The sequence below is a fragment of the Ureibacillus galli genome, assembly GCF_014836845.1.
Taxonomy (GTDB): Bacteria; Bacillota; Bacilli; order Bacillales_A; family Planococcaceae; genus Ureibacillus; species Ureibacillus galli.
Genome location: NZ_JACSQA010000002.1, coordinates 1 through 17644, shown reverse-complemented (window position 1 = coordinate 17644; position 17644 = coordinate 1). Strand labels below are relative to the sequence as shown.

The 17644-nt window shown below is 34.0% G+C and carries 12 protein-coding genes; 10 read left to right on the top strand and 2 right to left on the bottom strand.

Annotated elements, in window-relative coordinates; genetic code table 11:
• Nucleotides 1-42: 42 nt before the first annotated feature.
• The 4 genes from H9636_RS01795 (at nt 43) to H9636_RS01780 (ending at nt 4911) form a co-directional block, all read left to right on the top strand.
• A complete protein-coding gene (locus tag H9636_RS01795; protein ID WP_191705947.1) occupies nt 43-1212 on the top strand; it encodes a PDZ domain-containing protein in 1170 nt (389 codons plus the stop codon).
• Nucleotides 1213-1645: 433 nt separating this feature from the next.
• Complete coding sequence (locus tag H9636_RS01790; protein ID WP_191705946.1) at nt 1646-2518, top strand: ABC transporter ATP-binding protein; 873 nt, start codon at nt 1646-1648, stop codon at nt 2516-2518.
• A 9-nt stretch (nt 2519-2527) separates the two neighbouring features.
• Nucleotides 2528-3631 carry an ABC transporter permease gene (locus tag H9636_RS01785; RefSeq protein WP_191705945.1) on the top strand — a complete coding sequence of 368 codons (1104 nt, stop codon included), beginning with the start codon at nt 2528-2530 and terminating at the stop codon, nt 3629-3631.
• Complete coding sequence (locus H9636_RS01780) at nt 3628-4911, top strand: ABC transporter permease (protein WP_191705944.1); 1284 nt, start codon at nt 3628-3630, stop codon at nt 4909-4911. Before H9636_RS01785 ends, H9636_RS01780 begins: the two co-directional genes overlap by 4 nt.
• Nucleotides 4912-5044: 133 nt before the next feature.
• On the opposite strand, the gene H9636_RS01775 is transcribed toward H9636_RS01780, so the two are convergent.
• Entirely contained in the window at nt 5045-5368 is a 324-nt protein-coding gene (locus H9636_RS01775; protein ID WP_191705943.1) for an AzlD domain-containing protein, read from the bottom strand.
• Nucleotides 5365-6075 (bottom strand): AzlC family ABC transporter permease, encoded by a 711-nt coding sequence (locus H9636_RS01770; protein WP_191706183.1) that lies wholly within the window; start codon nt 6073-6075, stop codon nt 5365-5367. The genes H9636_RS01775 and H9636_RS01770 overlap by 4 nt, the downstream gene beginning before the upstream one ends.
• A 486-nt stretch (nt 6076-6561) precedes the next feature.
• Here H9636_RS01770 and H9636_RS01765 point away from each other — a divergent pair, with 486 nt between their 5' ends.
• The 6 genes from H9636_RS01765 (at nt 6562) to H9636_RS01740 (ending at nt 17449) form a co-directional block, all read left to right on the top strand.
• Nucleotides 6562-7215: a TVP38/TMEM64 family protein gene (locus H9636_RS01765; RefSeq protein ID WP_191705942.1), complete on the top strand. Its 654-nt coding sequence runs from the start codon at nt 6562-6564 to the stop codon at nt 7213-7215.
• 168 nt (nt 7216-7383) lie between these two features.
• On the top strand, nt 7384-10905 hold the full coding sequence (gene addB, locus H9636_RS01760; protein ID WP_191705941.1) for a helicase-exonuclease AddAB subunit AddB: 3522 nt from the start codon (nt 7384-7386) through the stop codon (nt 10903-10905).
• Nucleotides 10886-14608, top strand: a complete 3723-nt coding sequence (gene addA / locus H9636_RS01755) for a helicase-exonuclease AddAB subunit AddA (protein WP_191705940.1) — start codon at nt 10886-10888, stop codon at nt 14606-14608. The genes addB and addA overlap by 20 nt, the downstream gene beginning before the upstream one ends.
• Nucleotides 14609-14738: 130 nt before the next feature.
• Nucleotides 14739-15911 (top strand): DUF418 domain-containing protein, encoded by a 1173-nt coding sequence (locus tag H9636_RS01750; RefSeq protein ID WP_191705939.1) that lies wholly within the window; start codon nt 14739-14741, stop codon nt 15909-15911.
• 114 nt (nt 15912-16025) lie between these two features.
• Nucleotides 16026-16928 (top strand): fumarylacetoacetate hydrolase family protein, encoded by a 903-nt coding sequence (locus tag H9636_RS01745; RefSeq protein WP_191705938.1) that lies wholly within the window; start codon nt 16026-16028, stop codon nt 16926-16928.
• Nucleotides 16929-17083: 155 nt separating this feature from the next.
• Nucleotides 17084-17449, top strand: a complete 366-nt coding sequence (locus tag H9636_RS01740; RefSeq protein ID WP_191705937.1) for a YisL family protein — start codon at nt 17084-17086, stop codon at nt 17447-17449.
• Nucleotides 17450-17644: the final 195 nt, after the last annotated feature.

The following is a 17644-nucleotide window of genomic DNA, read 5'->3' as shown; positions in this document are numbered from 1 at the left end:
TGATACAATGACAATAGTTAGAAGTAATTAGGCGGTGGAAAAATGGTTACAGAAATATTTTTAGAACTTGCGATAGCAATAGGCCGAATGTTTATCAATCCACTATTCTATTTAGCAATTTTAATGGCAGTTTATTTAGGCTATCGTCGTGTAAAAAGAGAAAGGAAGTTTTTCCATACCCGTATTTTGTGGGGATGGTCTGAAACAAAGGGTTTATTTAGTGAAGGTCTACTAGTTTCTTTATGTATTTCTATACTCTCAATCGCTTTCGGATTGACTGTATCAACGGAGCTTTTATACTTTGTATCAATCGTTAGTATGATAGCACTTATCCTTTATGTTTTCCATTTCCTTTCTCCTATCTTAATCTTTACTGTAAGTTTAGTAGCTTTAATGATCATGGATTATTTCGATTGGACTTTCACATTATTAGGACGTACGTTTAATGGCATGAACGTAGCTGAAGATACTGTCGTAACAACAACGCTACTTGTTGGATTGTTACTCGTTGCTGAAGGGCTTTTAGTACGAAAAAATGGCGCAAACTATGCATCCCCGATTGTTGAAAATACTAAACGTGGATTGAAATCAGTAGCTTTTTTAAGTAAAAAGATTTGGATATTGCCAATATTTTTCGTCATTCCCGGTGATGCAATTGAAACGTATATTCCTTGGTGGCCGCAATTTTCATTAGGTGCAACCCAATTTTCATTCGTACTATTTCCGATTGTTTTAGGTTTCCAGCAAATGGCCCGTCGTTCTTTACCGGTACAATTATATCCTAAAATGGGACGGGAAATTAGTATACTTGGGATGCTATTATTGTTAGGAGGGCTTGTAGCTTATTTTGAGCCAATTGTTGGAATCATTTGTTTAATAGCAGGTACAATCGCTCGAATCATCCTTTCAATTATTCACACAATCAGCGAAAAAAGGGATATTTACGCGGTATCTCCACAATCAACAGGTGTAATGATAGCTGGGGTCTTGCCAAATTCACCGGCAGAAAAAATGGGTTTAGATGTAGGGGAAGTGATTCGAAAGGTAAATGGCGTTGAAGTTCATACAGAGCGTCAATTGTATGAAGCATTGCAGATTAATGCTGCCCATTGCCGATTAGAAGTGTTAAATCATCAAAATGAAGTGCGTTTAACGCAACACGTCGTCTATAGTGATGATCATCACCGCATTGGACTTTTAATTGCCGAATAACATTGTAATCGATTAATTTGTATTCAGTGATTAGGAAAAATAAAAAAGTGTAAACGTCTCTAGAAAAGACGTTTGCACTTTTTTTATGTGAACCGATGTGGGTGTATACGAAGAAAGCAAGACGTAGGTTCAGGAACTAAACAAATAAAACGATATAAGAAGGCTAAAGCGGGACGGATGAGTTCAGAAATTCAATACGCTTGAATCCTATACAGTAAATAAAGCCGTAGCTAAGAAGATTATTACTATTACCTAGGGGACATTATGAAATTTGAGTAGCGTTTATATATTTTTATTACTATATTGGTATTTAGTGTAATAAATATAATGCTAATTTATCATTTTTTGCTAATTTATGTTAATCTAAAGTATAATCAATTTTAACTAAATTGTATGTATACTAGCGATTATCTATTGGAAAGATGGTGAAAGTATGTCTATACTAACGATAAAAAATCTTTCAAAAAGTTATAAGAAACAAAAAATACTTGATGATATTAGCTTAACTATTGATTCCCCAGGTATCTGGGCTTTAGTTGGACCGAATGGGGTCGGGAAAACTACTTTTTTAAATGTACTTACAAATATACTTCCAGCTGATTCCGGAAGCGTAGAATTGGTGGGCAAACCAAATAGAGATTTCAGAATATTCAGGGAAGTGTCGTACTTGCAAGATAATACAGTACTTTTTGAATATTTGACGGGCTATGATCATTTAAAATATGTATGTGATGTTAACAAAATAAATAAAGCTCGTATAAAAGAAGTAGCAGATTATGTAGGGATGACGAATTATTTAAAAAAGGTAGTAGGGAATTACTCATTGGGGATGAAACAGCATTTATTGTTAGCGATGGCTATTATCAACAAACCCAAACTACTGTTTCTTGATGAACCATTGAATGGTTTAGATCCGTCAAGTGCAATTTTAATGCGGAAAATTTTGATAGAGTTAGCTGAGAATGGTACAACTATTATTTTGTCTTCACATAATCTTAGCGAAATCGATCGTGTTACTAAACAAATCTTATTTTTAAAAGATAAAAAAATAATTCAAATTAATACGGCAAATTATGAAACGGTTTATTACTATTTAGCCTTATCACACTCTGAAAAAGGGAAATTGATTTTAAGTGAAAATGGATTTTTAGTTAATGAAGAGAGTGGAAAGCTTAAAATTCAACTGAAGGATCGTTCTTTATCGAATGTAATAAGTATTCTACAGAATCACCAAATAAACATTTATGATATTGAAAAAGAAATCACAGGTTCTGAAAAATTATATGAAGAATTATTTGAACTATGAGGAATTTATATGAAACTATTCTTATTTGAAATGAAAAAGATACACCATACAAGGGCATTTACTATATTCATTTTCTTAACGGTGCTATTTATTAGCGGACTCTATATTAAAAATTATATTCAACAAGATATCATTATAGCAAACAAGGTGCAACAATTTTCTGAACATAGAAGTGATGTTTTCGGAGATATCCAACTATACAGAAAACAAAAGGAAGAGGGATTGCTTGAATCTGAAACTGAGAAAAAATTAGCCGTTGCATCAAAATTACATGGAGAAATTAATGAGCTAATTCAAGCGATACAAGATAAAAAATGGGAGACCGAACTACTAACAGAAATTAAAGTATATCAATCTGCTATTGTCTATCAAGAAATGAAAGGTACTTTTGAAAAAAGTAAAAAAGACATGTTGGATACGATATCACTTAACGAGGAGCTGTTAAAGAAGGGACTTCCTAAGGAAGATATGGATCTGTCAATTCAGCCACCTATCTTTATGAAAAAAATTGTCTCACTTTTATTAAATCCTTTTGGATTCCTTATTCTTTTGCTAATTTTAGGTACCTCTATTACGAGGGAGTTTGAGGAAAAAAATATTCAAATGGTTTATGTTTTGCCGGTATCAAGGCCTTATTACATAATGAATAAATTTATTAGCCTCGTTGTAATAGGCATATTCTGGCTGTTTATTGTATTTTTCATTTCCTATTTACTCCCTTATCTGTTTACTGAAACAACAGAAAATAGCTTTTCTTACCCCCTTATGTCTATGGAAGGAAATTTTATAACATCTAGTCATTACCTCAAAGAAGCGATGATTTACAGCTTATTCTACATGATATTTTCAATATCGATACTCATTTTCTTCGGTTTTTTAATTCGAAATACAATCGTAACTTATTTGTTGATTATCTTTTTACACATAGGAAACTTTATTATATTAACGAATGGTTTTATGTATCAAGTAAACCCGTTTACTTATGGAATGGTCGATTTAGGCGTTATTAATGATGATACTCAATCATTTTTTGGTACAAGTTTATTGTTTGGAGCATCCATCGTTTTAATGATTATGTCTATATATATGAATAAAAGGAGGGGGATACGATGAGAGCATTTTTATTTGAATGTAAAAAATTACTTAAAAAGAAAACGACATTCGTCTCCATTTCCCTCTCTATACTCTCTGTAATTGGATTGTATCTTTTTAACTATTCAGTAGTTGAAAAGATTAATAAAGGCAATATCGCATTTTATGAAATAAATTTGGAAAGGTTTAACAATTTCGTGAACGATTCTAAGGAAGAGAAAGAAAATGCAATTGAAGCAGGTAATACTGCTAAAGCTGAGGAAATGGATTTGATGATTAAACGGTATCAAGAGTCGAGTACTAACTATGAAAATTTGAAAAAATCTTATGAGAAAGAAAGTTGGAAAACATTATATGAAGAGGATATGAAAAATTTACAGATCTTCATCAATGACCCGAATGGTTCATCGATAGGGATTGAAGAACAACTAATCTCAAATTTTACAATAAGAGCTACTTATGAGGAAATAAAAATATTAAAAGAGAATAATAGTAAACCTTTTATTCAAAATACAATACACGATAACTTTCTACCAACTATTTATGATAATTTTACTGGAAGCTCTTTAGAGCAATGGGAATTAATTACGAAGCGATATGGTCGAGAAGGTTTTTCCTTCTTAGTTCAACTTATTCAGATGCTCTATATTCCTGCTGTTGTTTTAATTGGTTGTTTTATTTTTGGAAATACGATTTCGTCAGAATCAACTAAAAAAAGAAGGGGAATAAATTTTTATAAAGTATTGCCTTATTCAAATTTAAAGATATTTGTTGCAAAATATCTTAGCGGTTACGTTTTTTTATTATTATTCTCTCTATTAATGTTAGCTATCCCATTAGTGTGTAGCCTTTTTACGAATGGATTAGGTAGTTTGAAAAATCCGATTCTCGTATATGAAGGGTCGAAGCCAAATATATTTGGAAATACCTTGAATCCAATAGATGATCAATTCCATTTTATAGATTACCAAGAATATTTTTGGAAGATTTTATTATTTGTATTTCTATTCTCTTTCTTTATGTATTCTATCTATTTCTTGTTATCTCTTTTTATTAAAAACCCAAATATAACGTTAATTTTATTAGGTGCTATTACTTTTATTGGGCTAAATATTTCGTCTTCAGAATTTAATCCTTTTATATATACAGATATTCATAAAATAATTACTAGAGAAATAGCTACACTTACTTTTAACCCTGGAGTTTCATATAGTACAGGTTTAAAACTGTATTTAATAATCGGTTTAATTCTATCATTTATAGGTTATTTTAAGTTTTATTTTAACAAAGAAATAACCTAAAGGTAGTCATATATCTAATCTAAGGGATATTTCAAATTGATTCTATAAATAAAATCAATATAAAACTGAAAGGTTGAGGAACAGTTGGTCAAAAAGTAAGCTAGCCAAATAATGGCTAGCTTACTTTTTAAATTTAAATGAAAAACCTAATTAATGCCATCGTTAAAACTCCTACAATTACTGTTTTAAATAAGCTTTTTGTATAAATAGCGACAATGAGTGTAGGTATGAATGCAAGAACATTTAACCAGTCTAAAGTGACCATATTGTCTTCTGAGTGGAATAAAGACTCCAACACAAGGGCACTTAATATGCATATAGGGATATAGGATAACCATTTTAAAATTACATCAGGAAGCTTTACATTGCGCACTAACATAAAGGGGATTACCCTAGGGAGCCAAGTGACAATGGCACACCCAATCATTAATAATAACATGGATAAGGACGTTGTCATTTCTCCGTCACCACCCCAATTGTAGCAACGATAACGGTTGATATAAGTACTGCTAAATGTCCAGGTAGAAAATATAAAAGACCGTACATAATAAGAGCCATCACGGCAATTAATTTTAAGTAGTGTATTAACTTCGTTTTACCCACATCAACTAAATTTAAAATTAGCAAAGCGGCAAACATCGCGACTAAGGCAAAATCTAATCCCCAGCTCTCAGCGTTAGGAAGCCATTTTCCTACTATTCCACCAAGGGTACAGGAAGCTACCCACGTGAAATAAGCGGTTAAATTTAACCCATCCATCCAATTGCCACCAAGGTTTTTTTCCTTCGCTAATTTTGTAACCGCTACTCCAAAGGTTTCATCTGTTAACAATGTCCCGAAACCTATATTTCGTAATGCAGAATAATGGGTAAGATAGGGTGCTACCGTTAACGCCATTAAAAAATGTCGGAGGTTTACAATAAAAGTAGTAATGATAATAACAGAGAAGGGAGCTCCAGCTAAATATAATCCACAGAAAATAAACTGGGCAGACCCTGCGTACACGAGTACAGATAATAGAAAGATTTCTAGTATTGATAAATTAGATGTAATGGCAATAACCCCGAACGCTATACCAATACTAATGTAACCAAGTAACGTTGGTATACAGTCTTTAACACCTTGAGAAAATGTATCAAGGGGAAGTGCTTCATTTACATTCATTTGTGTATTCAATCTATTTACAATCCTTTCTTTATAGTACGAATATTTATTGTATTGCCTATAATTCTAGTAATATATAACTTTAATGGATAGATTCCGGTAAAGCAATGATCAATGATGAAAATAATATGAAACAAAACAACCTCATTTTTCGTTAATTACATAAAAGAATAAATGAAAAAGCATTAAAAAAGATAAATAAATCTGCAATAGTATTTCATAGATTTGTCATACAAATAATGGGTAAGAAATGATAATTTCTACTATAATGATATCAAGAAAAAATTAGAAAATTCCTTATAAAAAATATTTTTATAAGTGGTTAAATATTGTCGATGTTGCAAATGCTATATTTATTACAATAAGTGGGTAATAAAAATTACATCTACATAGACAGTTTCTTGATAGAAAAAATTTGAACTTAAAGATTTATTACAATGAGAGATAATCTCTTTTTATATTCGATTTAAATTGGGGTGGGTACATGTGAACGATTGGTTTACAGTAGAAAATATTGAAAATTTAGCAGGGCATTATCGGACACTTGGACCGCTAATCGGAATATTACTTCCATTTATTGAAGCTTTTTTACCTTTCCTCCCATTAGTTGTAATCGTTGTGGCGAATGCAAGTTCTTACGGTTTATGGATTGGATTCTTATTATCTTGGGTTGGAACTGTACTTGGATCATATTTTGTATTTCTACTTGTTCGGAAGTTTGGAAAACATCCTCGATTGCAAGTTTTCATAGGAAAAGAAAAAGTACAAAAGCTTATAAGATGGGTTGATATGAGAGGGATAAGTCCACTTTTAATTTTATTATGCTTCCCCTTTACACCATCCGTATTAGTTAATATTGTGGCCGGACTATCAAATATGAAGAAAAAATATTATTTATTCGTTGTGATGGCGGGTAAATTTATTATGATAGCTAGTATGAGCGTTCTTGGTTATGACTTAAAAGCATTGCTAACAGATCCGATAAAATTAATCATTGCCGGAGTAGCAATCTTCTTACTATGGATTATCGGTAAAGCAATTGAAAAACATTTAAATAAGAAAGTCGATCGAGATTTAAATGAAGAATCTGATAAGAAAAAAAAAGTGAAAATGTCTGTAAAAAAAGAGCGGTTATTATAAACTGCTCTTTTTAATTCGATATTTTTTCTATCATGCTAAAAAAATATTATAATAGAGAAATATCAATCGATGTTCTGTAGTGAAATTTGTATTAAAATATGAAAAAATAAAAAAACGAACGTACATTCTTTTATAATAGAAAATAACGATAGAAAGAGGGAGAGCGCCATGTCGTTAAGAGTTATAAGTGGACGAGCCGGTACAGGAAAGACTACTTTCATACATGAAGAAATAGTAAAGGAATTGAAGGAGAAACCACTCGGTTCACCTATCTATTTAATTGTACCAGACCAAATGTCCTATCAAGCTGAGCATATGTTGACAAATTTATATGATATTAAAGGGATTATACGGGCACAAGTAGTGACGTTTAAACGTTTAGCTTGGTATATTTTGCAAGAAACGGGTGGTATTGCAAAGGAACAAATCGATAAGATTGGTTATCGAATGTTAATCCGCCGATTGCTTACTGAAAATAAAGATCAATTTTCACTGTTCCGCCAAGCTGCAGATAAGCGTGGATTTACTCAAGAAGTAGAAATGTTAATTAAGGAATTTAGCCAATATAATATCGACAGTGTCGCCTTAAAAGATGTGATTGAGAAATTAGAAGAATCGGCTGCTCCTAATACATTAGTCGCGAAATCAAAGGATTTACATTTGATTTTAACGAAATTAGAAGAAGTACTAGGTGATAGTTATGTAGACAGTGATAGTTATTATCCTGTTCTCTTAGAACAATTACAAAACTCAGAAAAGATCAAAGATGCTCATATTTATATTGATGGTTTTACCGCCTTCACTGTTCGTGAATTTGAAATTGTAAAACAATTGTTATCTTTAGCTAAAAGGGTCACAATCGTATTACCTTTCGTAGATGAAAAGGATAAATACGATGATCAAGCCGTATTTTACCGACCAGCAGTGATGTATGATAAATTGCTTCAAGAAGCTTACAAAATTCAATTAGAAGTTGAACCTCGTATTCATTTAAATGAATGTTATCGTTTCCATAATCATGATTTACAACATGTAGAAGAACAGTTTCATGAACCTGTAGTTGAACCAATCCAATCAGATGGATATGTTCAAATTTTAGAAGGGGCAAATCGACGGGCAGAAGTACATGGAATTGCCCGGGAAATATGTCGAATTGTCCAAGAAGAAGGTATGCGTTACAAAGATATAGGGATTATGTATAGACAAGCAGATATATATGATCCACTTATTGAAACAATATTTGCCCAATATGATATTCCTGTTTTTACAAATGAAAAAAAACCAATGCTACACCATCCGTTAATTGAATTTTCCCGTTCTATTCTTGAAGTCATCATATCCAATTGGCAATATGAACCGATATTTAGAAGTGTGAAAACAGATTTATTTTTCCCGTTAAACAGCAATTTAAAAGAGATGCGGGAAAAAGGAGATCTATTTGAAAACTTTGTTATTGCTCAAGGGATATTTGGACATCGTTGGTTTGAAGATTCCCGTTGGTTTTATAAAAAGTATCGTGGATTAGAGTTTTATTCGAAAAGACAAACGGACGAAGAGTTGGCAATGCAAGCATTGATTGATGAGATGAAAGAAATTATTCGTACACCACTTAAAAAATTACAAGACGACTTAAAAATCGCAAAGACGGGCCGGGAAATAGCGATGGCCCTATATAACTGTATTGACGAACTGCAAATATATGATAAGCTGCAGGCTTTAAAAAATGCTGAATTAGAAGAACATCAGCTTGATAATGCAAGTGAACATGACCAAGCTTGGAATAGATGGGTTAATGTATTAGATCAGTTTGTCATTATGTTTGGCGATCAACAATTGACTATTGAAGAGGCAGCACAAATTTTAGATGAAGGATACGATACGCTACAATTCTCTAAAATTCCTCCTTCTGTTGATGAGGTAACGGTTGCGACCGTTGAATTTTCCCGTTTTGACAATAAGAAAGTTGTATTCGTTATTGGTGTAAATGATGGAGTATATCCAATGCGGATGGATTACGAAGGATTAATAACGGATGTGGAGCGGGGTTGGTTTGCTGAAATTGATACCGAATTATCTCCTACATCAAAACACAGATTACTACAAGAAGCATTTTTAATTTACCGTGCCTTTTCTTCTCCTACAGATCGGCTTTATGTAACATTTTCAAGTAGCGATGAAGAAAGTAAAGCATTACTTCCATCCCTCTATGTGAATCGTTTACATAAATTATTTGAAGTAAATGGTGTAAGGACATTGCCTCATCATCGTGTCTATATCGATCCAATTGAAGAGCTAGAAAAGGATAACGTTTTAAAGTATTTACGTCACCCTAGAACGTCTCTAGCCTTTTTAATGATGCAAATGCGTTTAGCAGAGCATAGTGGGCAACTTGCTCCCGAATGGTATGCATTAAAAACCTATTATGAGCAAGATCCCTATTGGAGAAATGTATTAAATGGGGTAATGCGTCCTATAGAAAAGAAAAATGTAGCGGAAAGATTAACGCCTGAAATTACTGAAGCATTGTATGGTACGGAATTAACATCAAGTGTTTCTCGTATAGAAAAATACTACCGTTGTCCATTTTCCCACTTCACAACTTACGGATTACGTTTAGAAGAACGGGCTGTTTATCGATTAGAAAATTTCGCGATGGGTGACCTATTCCACGAAGCATTAAAATGGATAACATTAGAAACCGATCGCCAAAATCTACAGTGGAATCGGTTAACCCGAGCTCAATGTAGCCAATTAGCTCGCCAAGCGGTAGAGCAAATCGTTCCTGTTTTTTCTCATCAAATATTAATGAGCAGTGCACGATATCGATATATACAACGGAAATTAATTCGAATTGTTGAAAGAACAATGATGGCCCTTTCCCAACATGCAAAGGTATCTTTCTTTAAACCAGTTGCAATTGAAGCAGCCTTTGGACCAAATGAACAGCTTCCTCCTTTAGAAATTGAGTTGAAGGGCGGACGTAAAATGCATATTCGGGGTCGAATCGATCGCATTGACAGCGCTAAAGTTGGAGGTAAATCCTATTTACGAGTGATCGACTATAAATCTTCTAGTCGGGACCTAGATTTGAATGAAGTGTATCATGGGATTTCTTTACAGTTGTTAACGTATTTAGACGTTGCAGTTGAAAATGCAAATGTCTGGTTAGATGATGATGTAGAAGCAGCAGGCGTGTTATATGTTCACGTTCATAATCCAATTTTAAAAGTAGAAGAAGAACTGGATGACGTTACATTAGAAGTGGAAAGAATGAAGAAATATAAAATGAAGGGTCTTCTTACGGAAAATGCGGAGTCATTAGTTGCCATGGATGAGGATTTAGAGCTTGGTGGCAGTTCGAAAATTGTTCCGGTTTATTTAAAGAAAGATGGAACGGCGTCGCCTTCGTTATCAAGGGTTGTGAATCCTGCTGATATGACTCAAATTAAACAATATGTCAGAAAGAAACATAAAGCCGCTGGAGATGGGATATTGAGTGGAGAAACTGGTATTCATCCATACCGATTAAAGGGGAAAACAGCCTGTGATTTCTGTAGTTTTAAATCCGTTTGCCAGTTTGATCCAACTGATCATGAGCAATTGTACCATTCCCTTCATGCAGATAAACCGAACAATGTTGTCAATAAGATACGGGAGGAGTTGAACAATAATGGGACTATCGATTCCTAAAAAATCACCAGATGTAACTTGGACAGATGAACAATGGAAAGCCATTTGGGCTACAGGTCAAGATACATTAGTTTCAGCTGCTGCTGGTTCAGGGAAAACGGCAGTCTTAATCAATCGGATGATTGAAAAAGTAATTTCGAAAGAAAATCCAATTGATGTGGATGAGCTACTAGTAGTTACTTTTACAAATGCCTCCGCTGCAGAAATGCGTCATCGAATGGCCGAAGCCCTTGAAAAGGAAATTGCGAAAGATTCTCGTAATCAGCATTTACGACGTCAATTAAGCTTAATAAATAAAGCGCAAATTTCTACTCTTCACTCCTTTTGTCTAGCCATTGTGCGCCAATATGCGTACTTAATTGAAATCGATCCAGGTTTTCGTATAGCAAATGAAGGGGAGTCGGCTTTACTTCGTGATGATGTTTTAGCTGAAGTATTAGAAGAGGCTTACGATAGTGAAGATGAAGAAAAAGTTAATGCAGTCTATCGATTAGTTGATAGTTTTACATCGGATCGTGATGATCAAGCAATTGAGACATTAATCGATAAATTATATGAAACATCCCGGGTACATCCAGAACCGACAAAGTGGTTACGGTCTTTGCCAAAGCAATATGATTTACCTGAGCATGTAACAATCGATGATCTTGATTTTATAGAGCCACTTAAAAATTCAATTAAATTTAGTTTAGAAGAAGCGTGGGAACATATTGAAGAAGTTCGTCAACTTGCTTTAAAACCAGATGGTCCTTATGCCTACGGAGAAACAGCTGAACTAGACTTCGCTTTAATAGATGAAGCTATCCGTATTATGGAACATAGTACTTGGCAAGAAGCCTATCAATTTTTCAATAGTTTGAAATGGTCGACATTAGCAAGGATGAAAAAGGATAGCTGTGATCCAGTCCTTCAGGAAAGAGCAAAGAAAAAGCGGGACCAAGCAAAAAAAATCGTTTCCCAAATGAAAGATTCCTTTTTCCTACGCAAGCCGGAGCGTCTTTTACAAGAAATCCGATTGATGGCGCCGATTATTGAAACATTGGTGGAATTAACTGAAGCCTACAGTAAAAAGTTCAAAGAAGCTAAACTGCAACGTGGATTGGTCGATTTTTCAGATTTAGAGCATTACGCGTTGGATATTTTGACGGTAAAAGAGGATGGTAAACTACACCCATCGCCTGTTGCACTAGATTTTAAACAAAAATTTAAAGAAGTATTAGTCGATGAATATCAAGATACAAATATGTTACAGGAAACGATATTACAACTCGTTAAAAGTGGTAGTGAAATGGACGGGAATTTATTTATGGTAGGAGATGTTAAACAATCTATTTATCGTTTCCGTTTAGCAGAGCCAATGCTCTTTTTAAACAAGTATTTACACTTTGAGGAAGATCCCGTTTCCAATGGTCTAAAAATCGACTTAAATGCGAACTTCCGAAGCCGGCAAGAAGTATTACATGGAACAAATTTCATCTTTGAACAAATTATGGGGGAGACAGTCGGAGAAATTGTATATGATGAAAAAGCTGGTCTTAAGCCAGGAGCCCCTTATGATTCTGTTGAAATGCCTATTGAACTAGCTATTATATATGAGGAACAGGACGAGGATGTAGATGAGATAGACGAAGAAGCAGAAATGGATTTCATCATCGAAGAAGAGATAAAAAAATCTCAACAAGAGGCCCGTTTTATAATTAAACGAATTCGTGAATTAATGGACAGTGGGGCAACGGTTTATGATACGAAGCAGAAAGATCCCGCAAAACGGATTCGGCCAATGCAATATAGCGATATCGTGATTTTAATGCGTTCGATGACTTGGTCGAACGATTTAGTCGAAGAATTTAAGGCAGCCGGTATCCCATTATTTGCTGAATCTTCAAAAGGGTACTTTGAAGCGTTGGAAGTGATGGTGATGTTAAACGTATTGAAAGTGGTTGATAATCCATACCAAGATATCCCATTAGCTTCCGTACTGAGGGCTCCTTTTATCGGTTGTACAGAAAATGAATTAGCGAAAATTCGTCTCGTTAATCGAAAAGTACCTTTTTATGACGCGGTAAAACAGTTTGTAGAAGAAGAACAAATAGGTATACAATCTGAAACGAGTGAAAAGCTCCAAAGGTTTTTACAGCAACTTAACACATGGAGAAATTTAGCCCGCCGTGGTTCCTTATCCAATTTAATTTGGCGCATTTATTTAGATACAAATTATTACGAAATGGTCGGTGCAATGGCCAATGGCAAACAACGACAAGCGAATTTAAGAACCCTCTATGATCGGGCATTAATGTATGAAAAGACATCCTTTAGAGGTCTGTTCCGTTTTTTACGATTTATTGATCGTATGCGTTCAAGGGGCGATGATTTAGGAGTAGCCAAATCGATTGGGGAAAAGGACGATGTTGTGAGACTGGTAACGATTCACTCTTCAAAAGGACTAGAGTATCCTGTTGTATTTGTTGCTGGATTAGGTCGTAGTTTTAACCAAATGGACTTTAGTAATTCTTATTTGTTTGACCAACAGTTTGGATTAGCAGTAAAAGCTATTGATCCAGATGATCGTATCATGTATACCTCTCTGCCGTTTCTAGCAATGAAAGAGAAGAAAATTCTCGAAATGAAAGCGGAAGAAATGCGAATATTATATGTAGCCATGACCCGTGCAAAAGAAAGATTAATTTTAGTAGGTTCTGTAAAGGATTGGGAAAAAGTTCGTTCGAAGTGGTGTGAAGTACAACAACTTCCTACGGATGTCATGTTGCCTGAATATTTACGCGCTAGAGCTAAAAATTATTTAGATTGGATTGGACCAGTCGTTGCAAGACATGCTTGCTTTGTGCCTTTTAGCGACGAAGACTATCGTCCAATTGAGCATCCATCAAAATGGAGAATTACGCCAATCTCCAACACTTTTTTCATGAATGCGATCACTTCTGAACAGCAAAAGGGTGAAATTGACAAGGTAGAAGAAAAAGTAGATGGGAAAGTATATAACGAATTAAAGAAACGATTTACGACAAGTTACCCGTATAAAAATTCGATTATGAAAAAGTCAAAAACGAGTGTTTCAGAGATTAAACGGATTGAAAGTTTACAAAGGGAAGAAGAAGAGGAAACATACACTATCCAATCGAAAGCCTTTTCTGCTATGAAAAGGCCGATGTTTTTACAAGAAAAAGGATTATCTGCTACTGAGATTGGGACTGTTATTCATACCGTCATGCAGCATATACCCCAGCAAGGATTTAACGATGTGGATGAAGTACAAGCTTATTTACAATCATTAGTAAATAGAAAACTCTTAACTTCGGAAGAACTGCAAGTAGTTGAACATGAAAAAGTTCTTCAATTTTTCAATTCCAATATCGGGCAACGATTTAGTCGAGCTGCTCAATTGCATAGAGAAATTCCATTTACATTAAGCATTGAAGATGAAGAGGGAGATTCGCAAATTGTACAAGGGATATTAGATTGTCTATTTCAAGATGAACAAGGTCATTGGGTGTTACTGGATTATAAAACGGATAAAATCTTGCCGTCTTTCAAAGATGAACCATTTTTAACAAATGAAATGAATAAACGTTATGGTGTTCAGCTTCGAATTTATAGTGAAGCGATTGAATCTATTTTACAAGTAACAGTAGATGAGAAAGTTTTATATTTATATAATGCTCAAAAGGAAATTAATTTAAATTAGTCTTGGATGAACAACAGCCTATTAATTTGGGTTCAAATTAGTAGGCTGTTTTTTCCAAGGAGATTTTTAAATATCGTAAAATATTAGTTAAACTTTATATTTAGACGTTACAAGAAAAGGAGAACCGATTGTGAATTTTCAACCAACTACTTTAAATGAGAGAGTTCATTCGATTGATATTTTACGCGGATTTAGTTTACTCGGCATTTTACTGGTGAACATGTTCGCATTTTATTTACCTATGCCCCATATAGATTTAGCCAGTTGGTTTACTGAAGCGCCCGATATCATTTGGCATCAAACTTTGGATATTTATGTGCAAAGTAGTTTTTATCCCCTTTTTTCTATGCTGTTTGGATATGGAATAGCGATGCAATATATGAAAGCGGAAAGTATGGGGAGTAACTTTTATAAATTTGGACCTAAAAGACTCATTATATTGCTAATTATTGGATTGCTGCATGCCTTTCTCATTTGGTGGGGCGACATCTTAACGATGTACGCCTTTTGTGGATTTTTCCTATTGTTATTTTTACGTTTTAGCAGCGGCTGGATATTAACGTTTGGATTAATTATTAATGGTATAATGCATTTATTTTTCATTGCCATTTTTGCTCTTACAGGTATGAGCAATATGGAAGTAGAAGCGCCGGCAGTCGATATTGTAATGATTAACGATGCCATTACCGCTTATGGTGTTGGAAATTGGACAGATGCCTTTCTCCAACGTTTAAAAGACTTATCCCTTCAAATGGGCGTTAGTATGTGGATTTCCGCTTTAACAACGATCTTACCTTATATGCTTATAGGAGCTGCAGCAGCAAAATGGCGTTTAATTGAAAGGGCAAAAGAATTAAAAGGTCTTTGGATTACTTTCGCGATTGTATTTCTCGCACTTGGTATATTAATAAAAAGTGCTCCATATACGTTTACTCGTACCTATCTACTTGATTATTTAAAAGTGTACGTAGGTGGACCTATTCTTGCCATTGGATACATCGGGGTGATAATTTGTTTATGTATGATACCATTTGTTGTTAAAATACTCTCACCATTGGCGAGGGCAGGAAGAATGTCTCTTACTCTTTATTTAATGCAATCGATTATTTGTACATTATTGTTCTATCATTTTGGTTTTAGTTTGTATGGTGAAATTGATGTTCAAATGGGTACTTTTATTGCCATTGGTATTTTTATTGTTCAAGTTATTTTTGCTGAGCTTTGGTTGATTAAGTTTAAACAAGGGCCTTTAGAATGGCTCGTGAAGAAAATAATATATAAAACAACGCTGTCGGAAAAATGAGCAATTTCGAAAAATTTGATGTATGATGGAATAAAATATACATTCAATAGATTTTGAGAAATAGTAAACTTGAATGTATACCAACAAAGGATAAAAGAAGGAGCGCTTTTATTTATGAAGATTTTATCGTTTAAATTAAATGGAGAAGTAAAATTCGGTCCAAAAGTAAAAAAAGAGGAAGCGGTATGGGATGTCATAGCCATTCATGAAGAGCTGAATATTCTGCCTTCTTTTCCAACAGAAATAATTGATGGGATTGCATTAGGTTTTGACTTTGTTGAACAAATTCGTAAATTAGTCGAAGCAGCAAGTCAGTCAGAACATGTGGAACAATTTAAACGTCCATTTACTGAAATAGAATGGTTATCTCCAATTCCTAGAACGCCAAAAAATATTATTTGTATTGGTAAGAACTATAATGAGCATGCAAAAGAAATGGGATTACAAGAAGCACCGAAGGATTTAGTCGTATTTACAAAATCGCCAACTTCGATTGCAGCAGATGAACAATTATTACCGATTCATGAAGGAAAAACAAATGCTTTAGATTATGAAGGTGAGTTAGCGGTCGTAATTGGCAAAAAAGGAAACGATATTCCGAAAAATCTTGCCTTTGATTATATTTTTGGCTATACGATTGCAAATGATATAACAGCCCGTGATTTACAAGATAAACATAAACAATATTTCTTAGGTAAAAGCTTGGAAGCCACTTGTCCTTTAGGACCATATATTGTATCAAAGGATGAAATTGTAGATCCTCAAAAGTTGACGATTGTTACAAAGGTAAATGGTGAAGTACGTCAAAATGGATCAACAAAAGATATGATGTTTACCGTAGAAGAGCTAGTATCTACTTTATCTCAATATGTTACTTTAGAGCCTGGAGATATTATTTTAACAGGTACTCCTGCAGGTGTAGGCAAGGGAATGACCCCACCAACATTTTTAAAAGCAGGAGATGAAGTGAAAATTTCGATTGAAGGAATAGGTACACTATCCAACCGTTTCGCTTAATAATTGGAATGTAAATAATGACTTGTTTGAAAAGCACTCTCTATGAAACCTATACTATTTTTGTATTGTAATGCACTACAGAACTATTATATTTGAATCTCCAAACTTAACTATGGTAGGATAATGCTGACAATGAAAATTAAGGTGGGAATAAAATGGACTTTTTAACAAGCTCAACACATTTACACATTGCAACTTGGGTAATAGCACTAGTACTATTTTTTGTGGCGGCTTTAGCATCTAAGTCTAAAGGAATTCACATGGCATTACGTCTATTCTATATTTTAATCATTATTACCGGTGGAGCTCTCTTTATCGAAGGAATGGATTATCATATGGGGATGCAATATGGCATTAAGTTCCTTTTAGGTATTTTAGTAATTGGGATGATGGAAATGGTATTAGTCCGTCAAGCTAAAAATAAACCAACTACTGTATTTTGGGTTTTATTCGCTATTTTCTTATTTGCAGTATTATTTATGGGCTTCAAATTACCAATGGGTGAAAATTTCTTAGCATAACAATGAAGAAAAGAGGCTGGGACATAACTAGCTTCAAATAGTGAGAAAGGTGAATTTGAGGAAACTCAAATTCACCTTTTTCTTTTTTTGTGCGTAAATTCTTCTTTTTCTTTAGTTGATGGCCGTGAATTTTCTTAAATTCACGGCCATTAACGCGAGGCCCATTTCGTTTTCTACCTTCGATTTTCCTCGTAC

What these genes read in the sequence shown, in the direction of transcription:
- H9636_RS01795 (WP_191705947.1), top strand. Translation starts at nt 43, where the DNA reads ATGGTTACAGAAATATTTTTAGAACTTGCGATAGCAATAGGCCGAATG.
- H9636_RS01790 (WP_191705946.1), top strand. Translation starts at nt 1,646, where the DNA reads ATGTCTATACTAACGATAAAAAATCTTTCAAAAAGTTATAAGAAACAA.
- H9636_RS01785 (WP_191705945.1), top strand. Translation starts at nt 2,528, where the DNA reads ATGAAACTATTCTTATTTGAAATGAAAAAGATACACCATACAAGGGCA.
- H9636_RS01780 (WP_191705944.1), top strand. Translation starts at nt 3,628, where the DNA reads ATGAGAGCATTTTTATTTGAATGTAAAAAATTACTTAAAAAGAAAACG.
- H9636_RS01775 (WP_191705943.1), bottom strand. Translation starts at nt 5,368, where the DNA reads ATGACAACGTCCTTATCCATGTTATTATTAATGATTGGGTGTGCCATT.
- H9636_RS01770 (WP_191706183.1), bottom strand. Translation starts at nt 6,075, where the DNA reads ATGAATGTAAATGAAGCACTTCCCCTTGATACATTTTCTCAAGGTGTT.
- addB (WP_191705941.1), top strand. Translation starts at nt 7,384, where the DNA reads ATGTCGTTAAGAGTTATAAGTGGACGAGCCGGTACAGGAAAGACTACT.
- addA (WP_191705940.1), top strand. Translation starts at nt 10,886, where the DNA reads ATGGGACTATCGATTCCTAAAAAATCACCAGATGTAACTTGGACAGAT.
- H9636_RS01745 (WP_191705938.1), top strand. Translation starts at nt 16,026, where the DNA reads ATGAAGATTTTATCGTTTAAATTAAATGGAGAAGTAAAATTCGGTCCA.
- H9636_RS01740 (WP_191705937.1), top strand. Translation starts at nt 17,084, where the DNA reads ATGGACTTTTTAACAAGCTCAACACATTTACACATTGCAACTTGGGTA.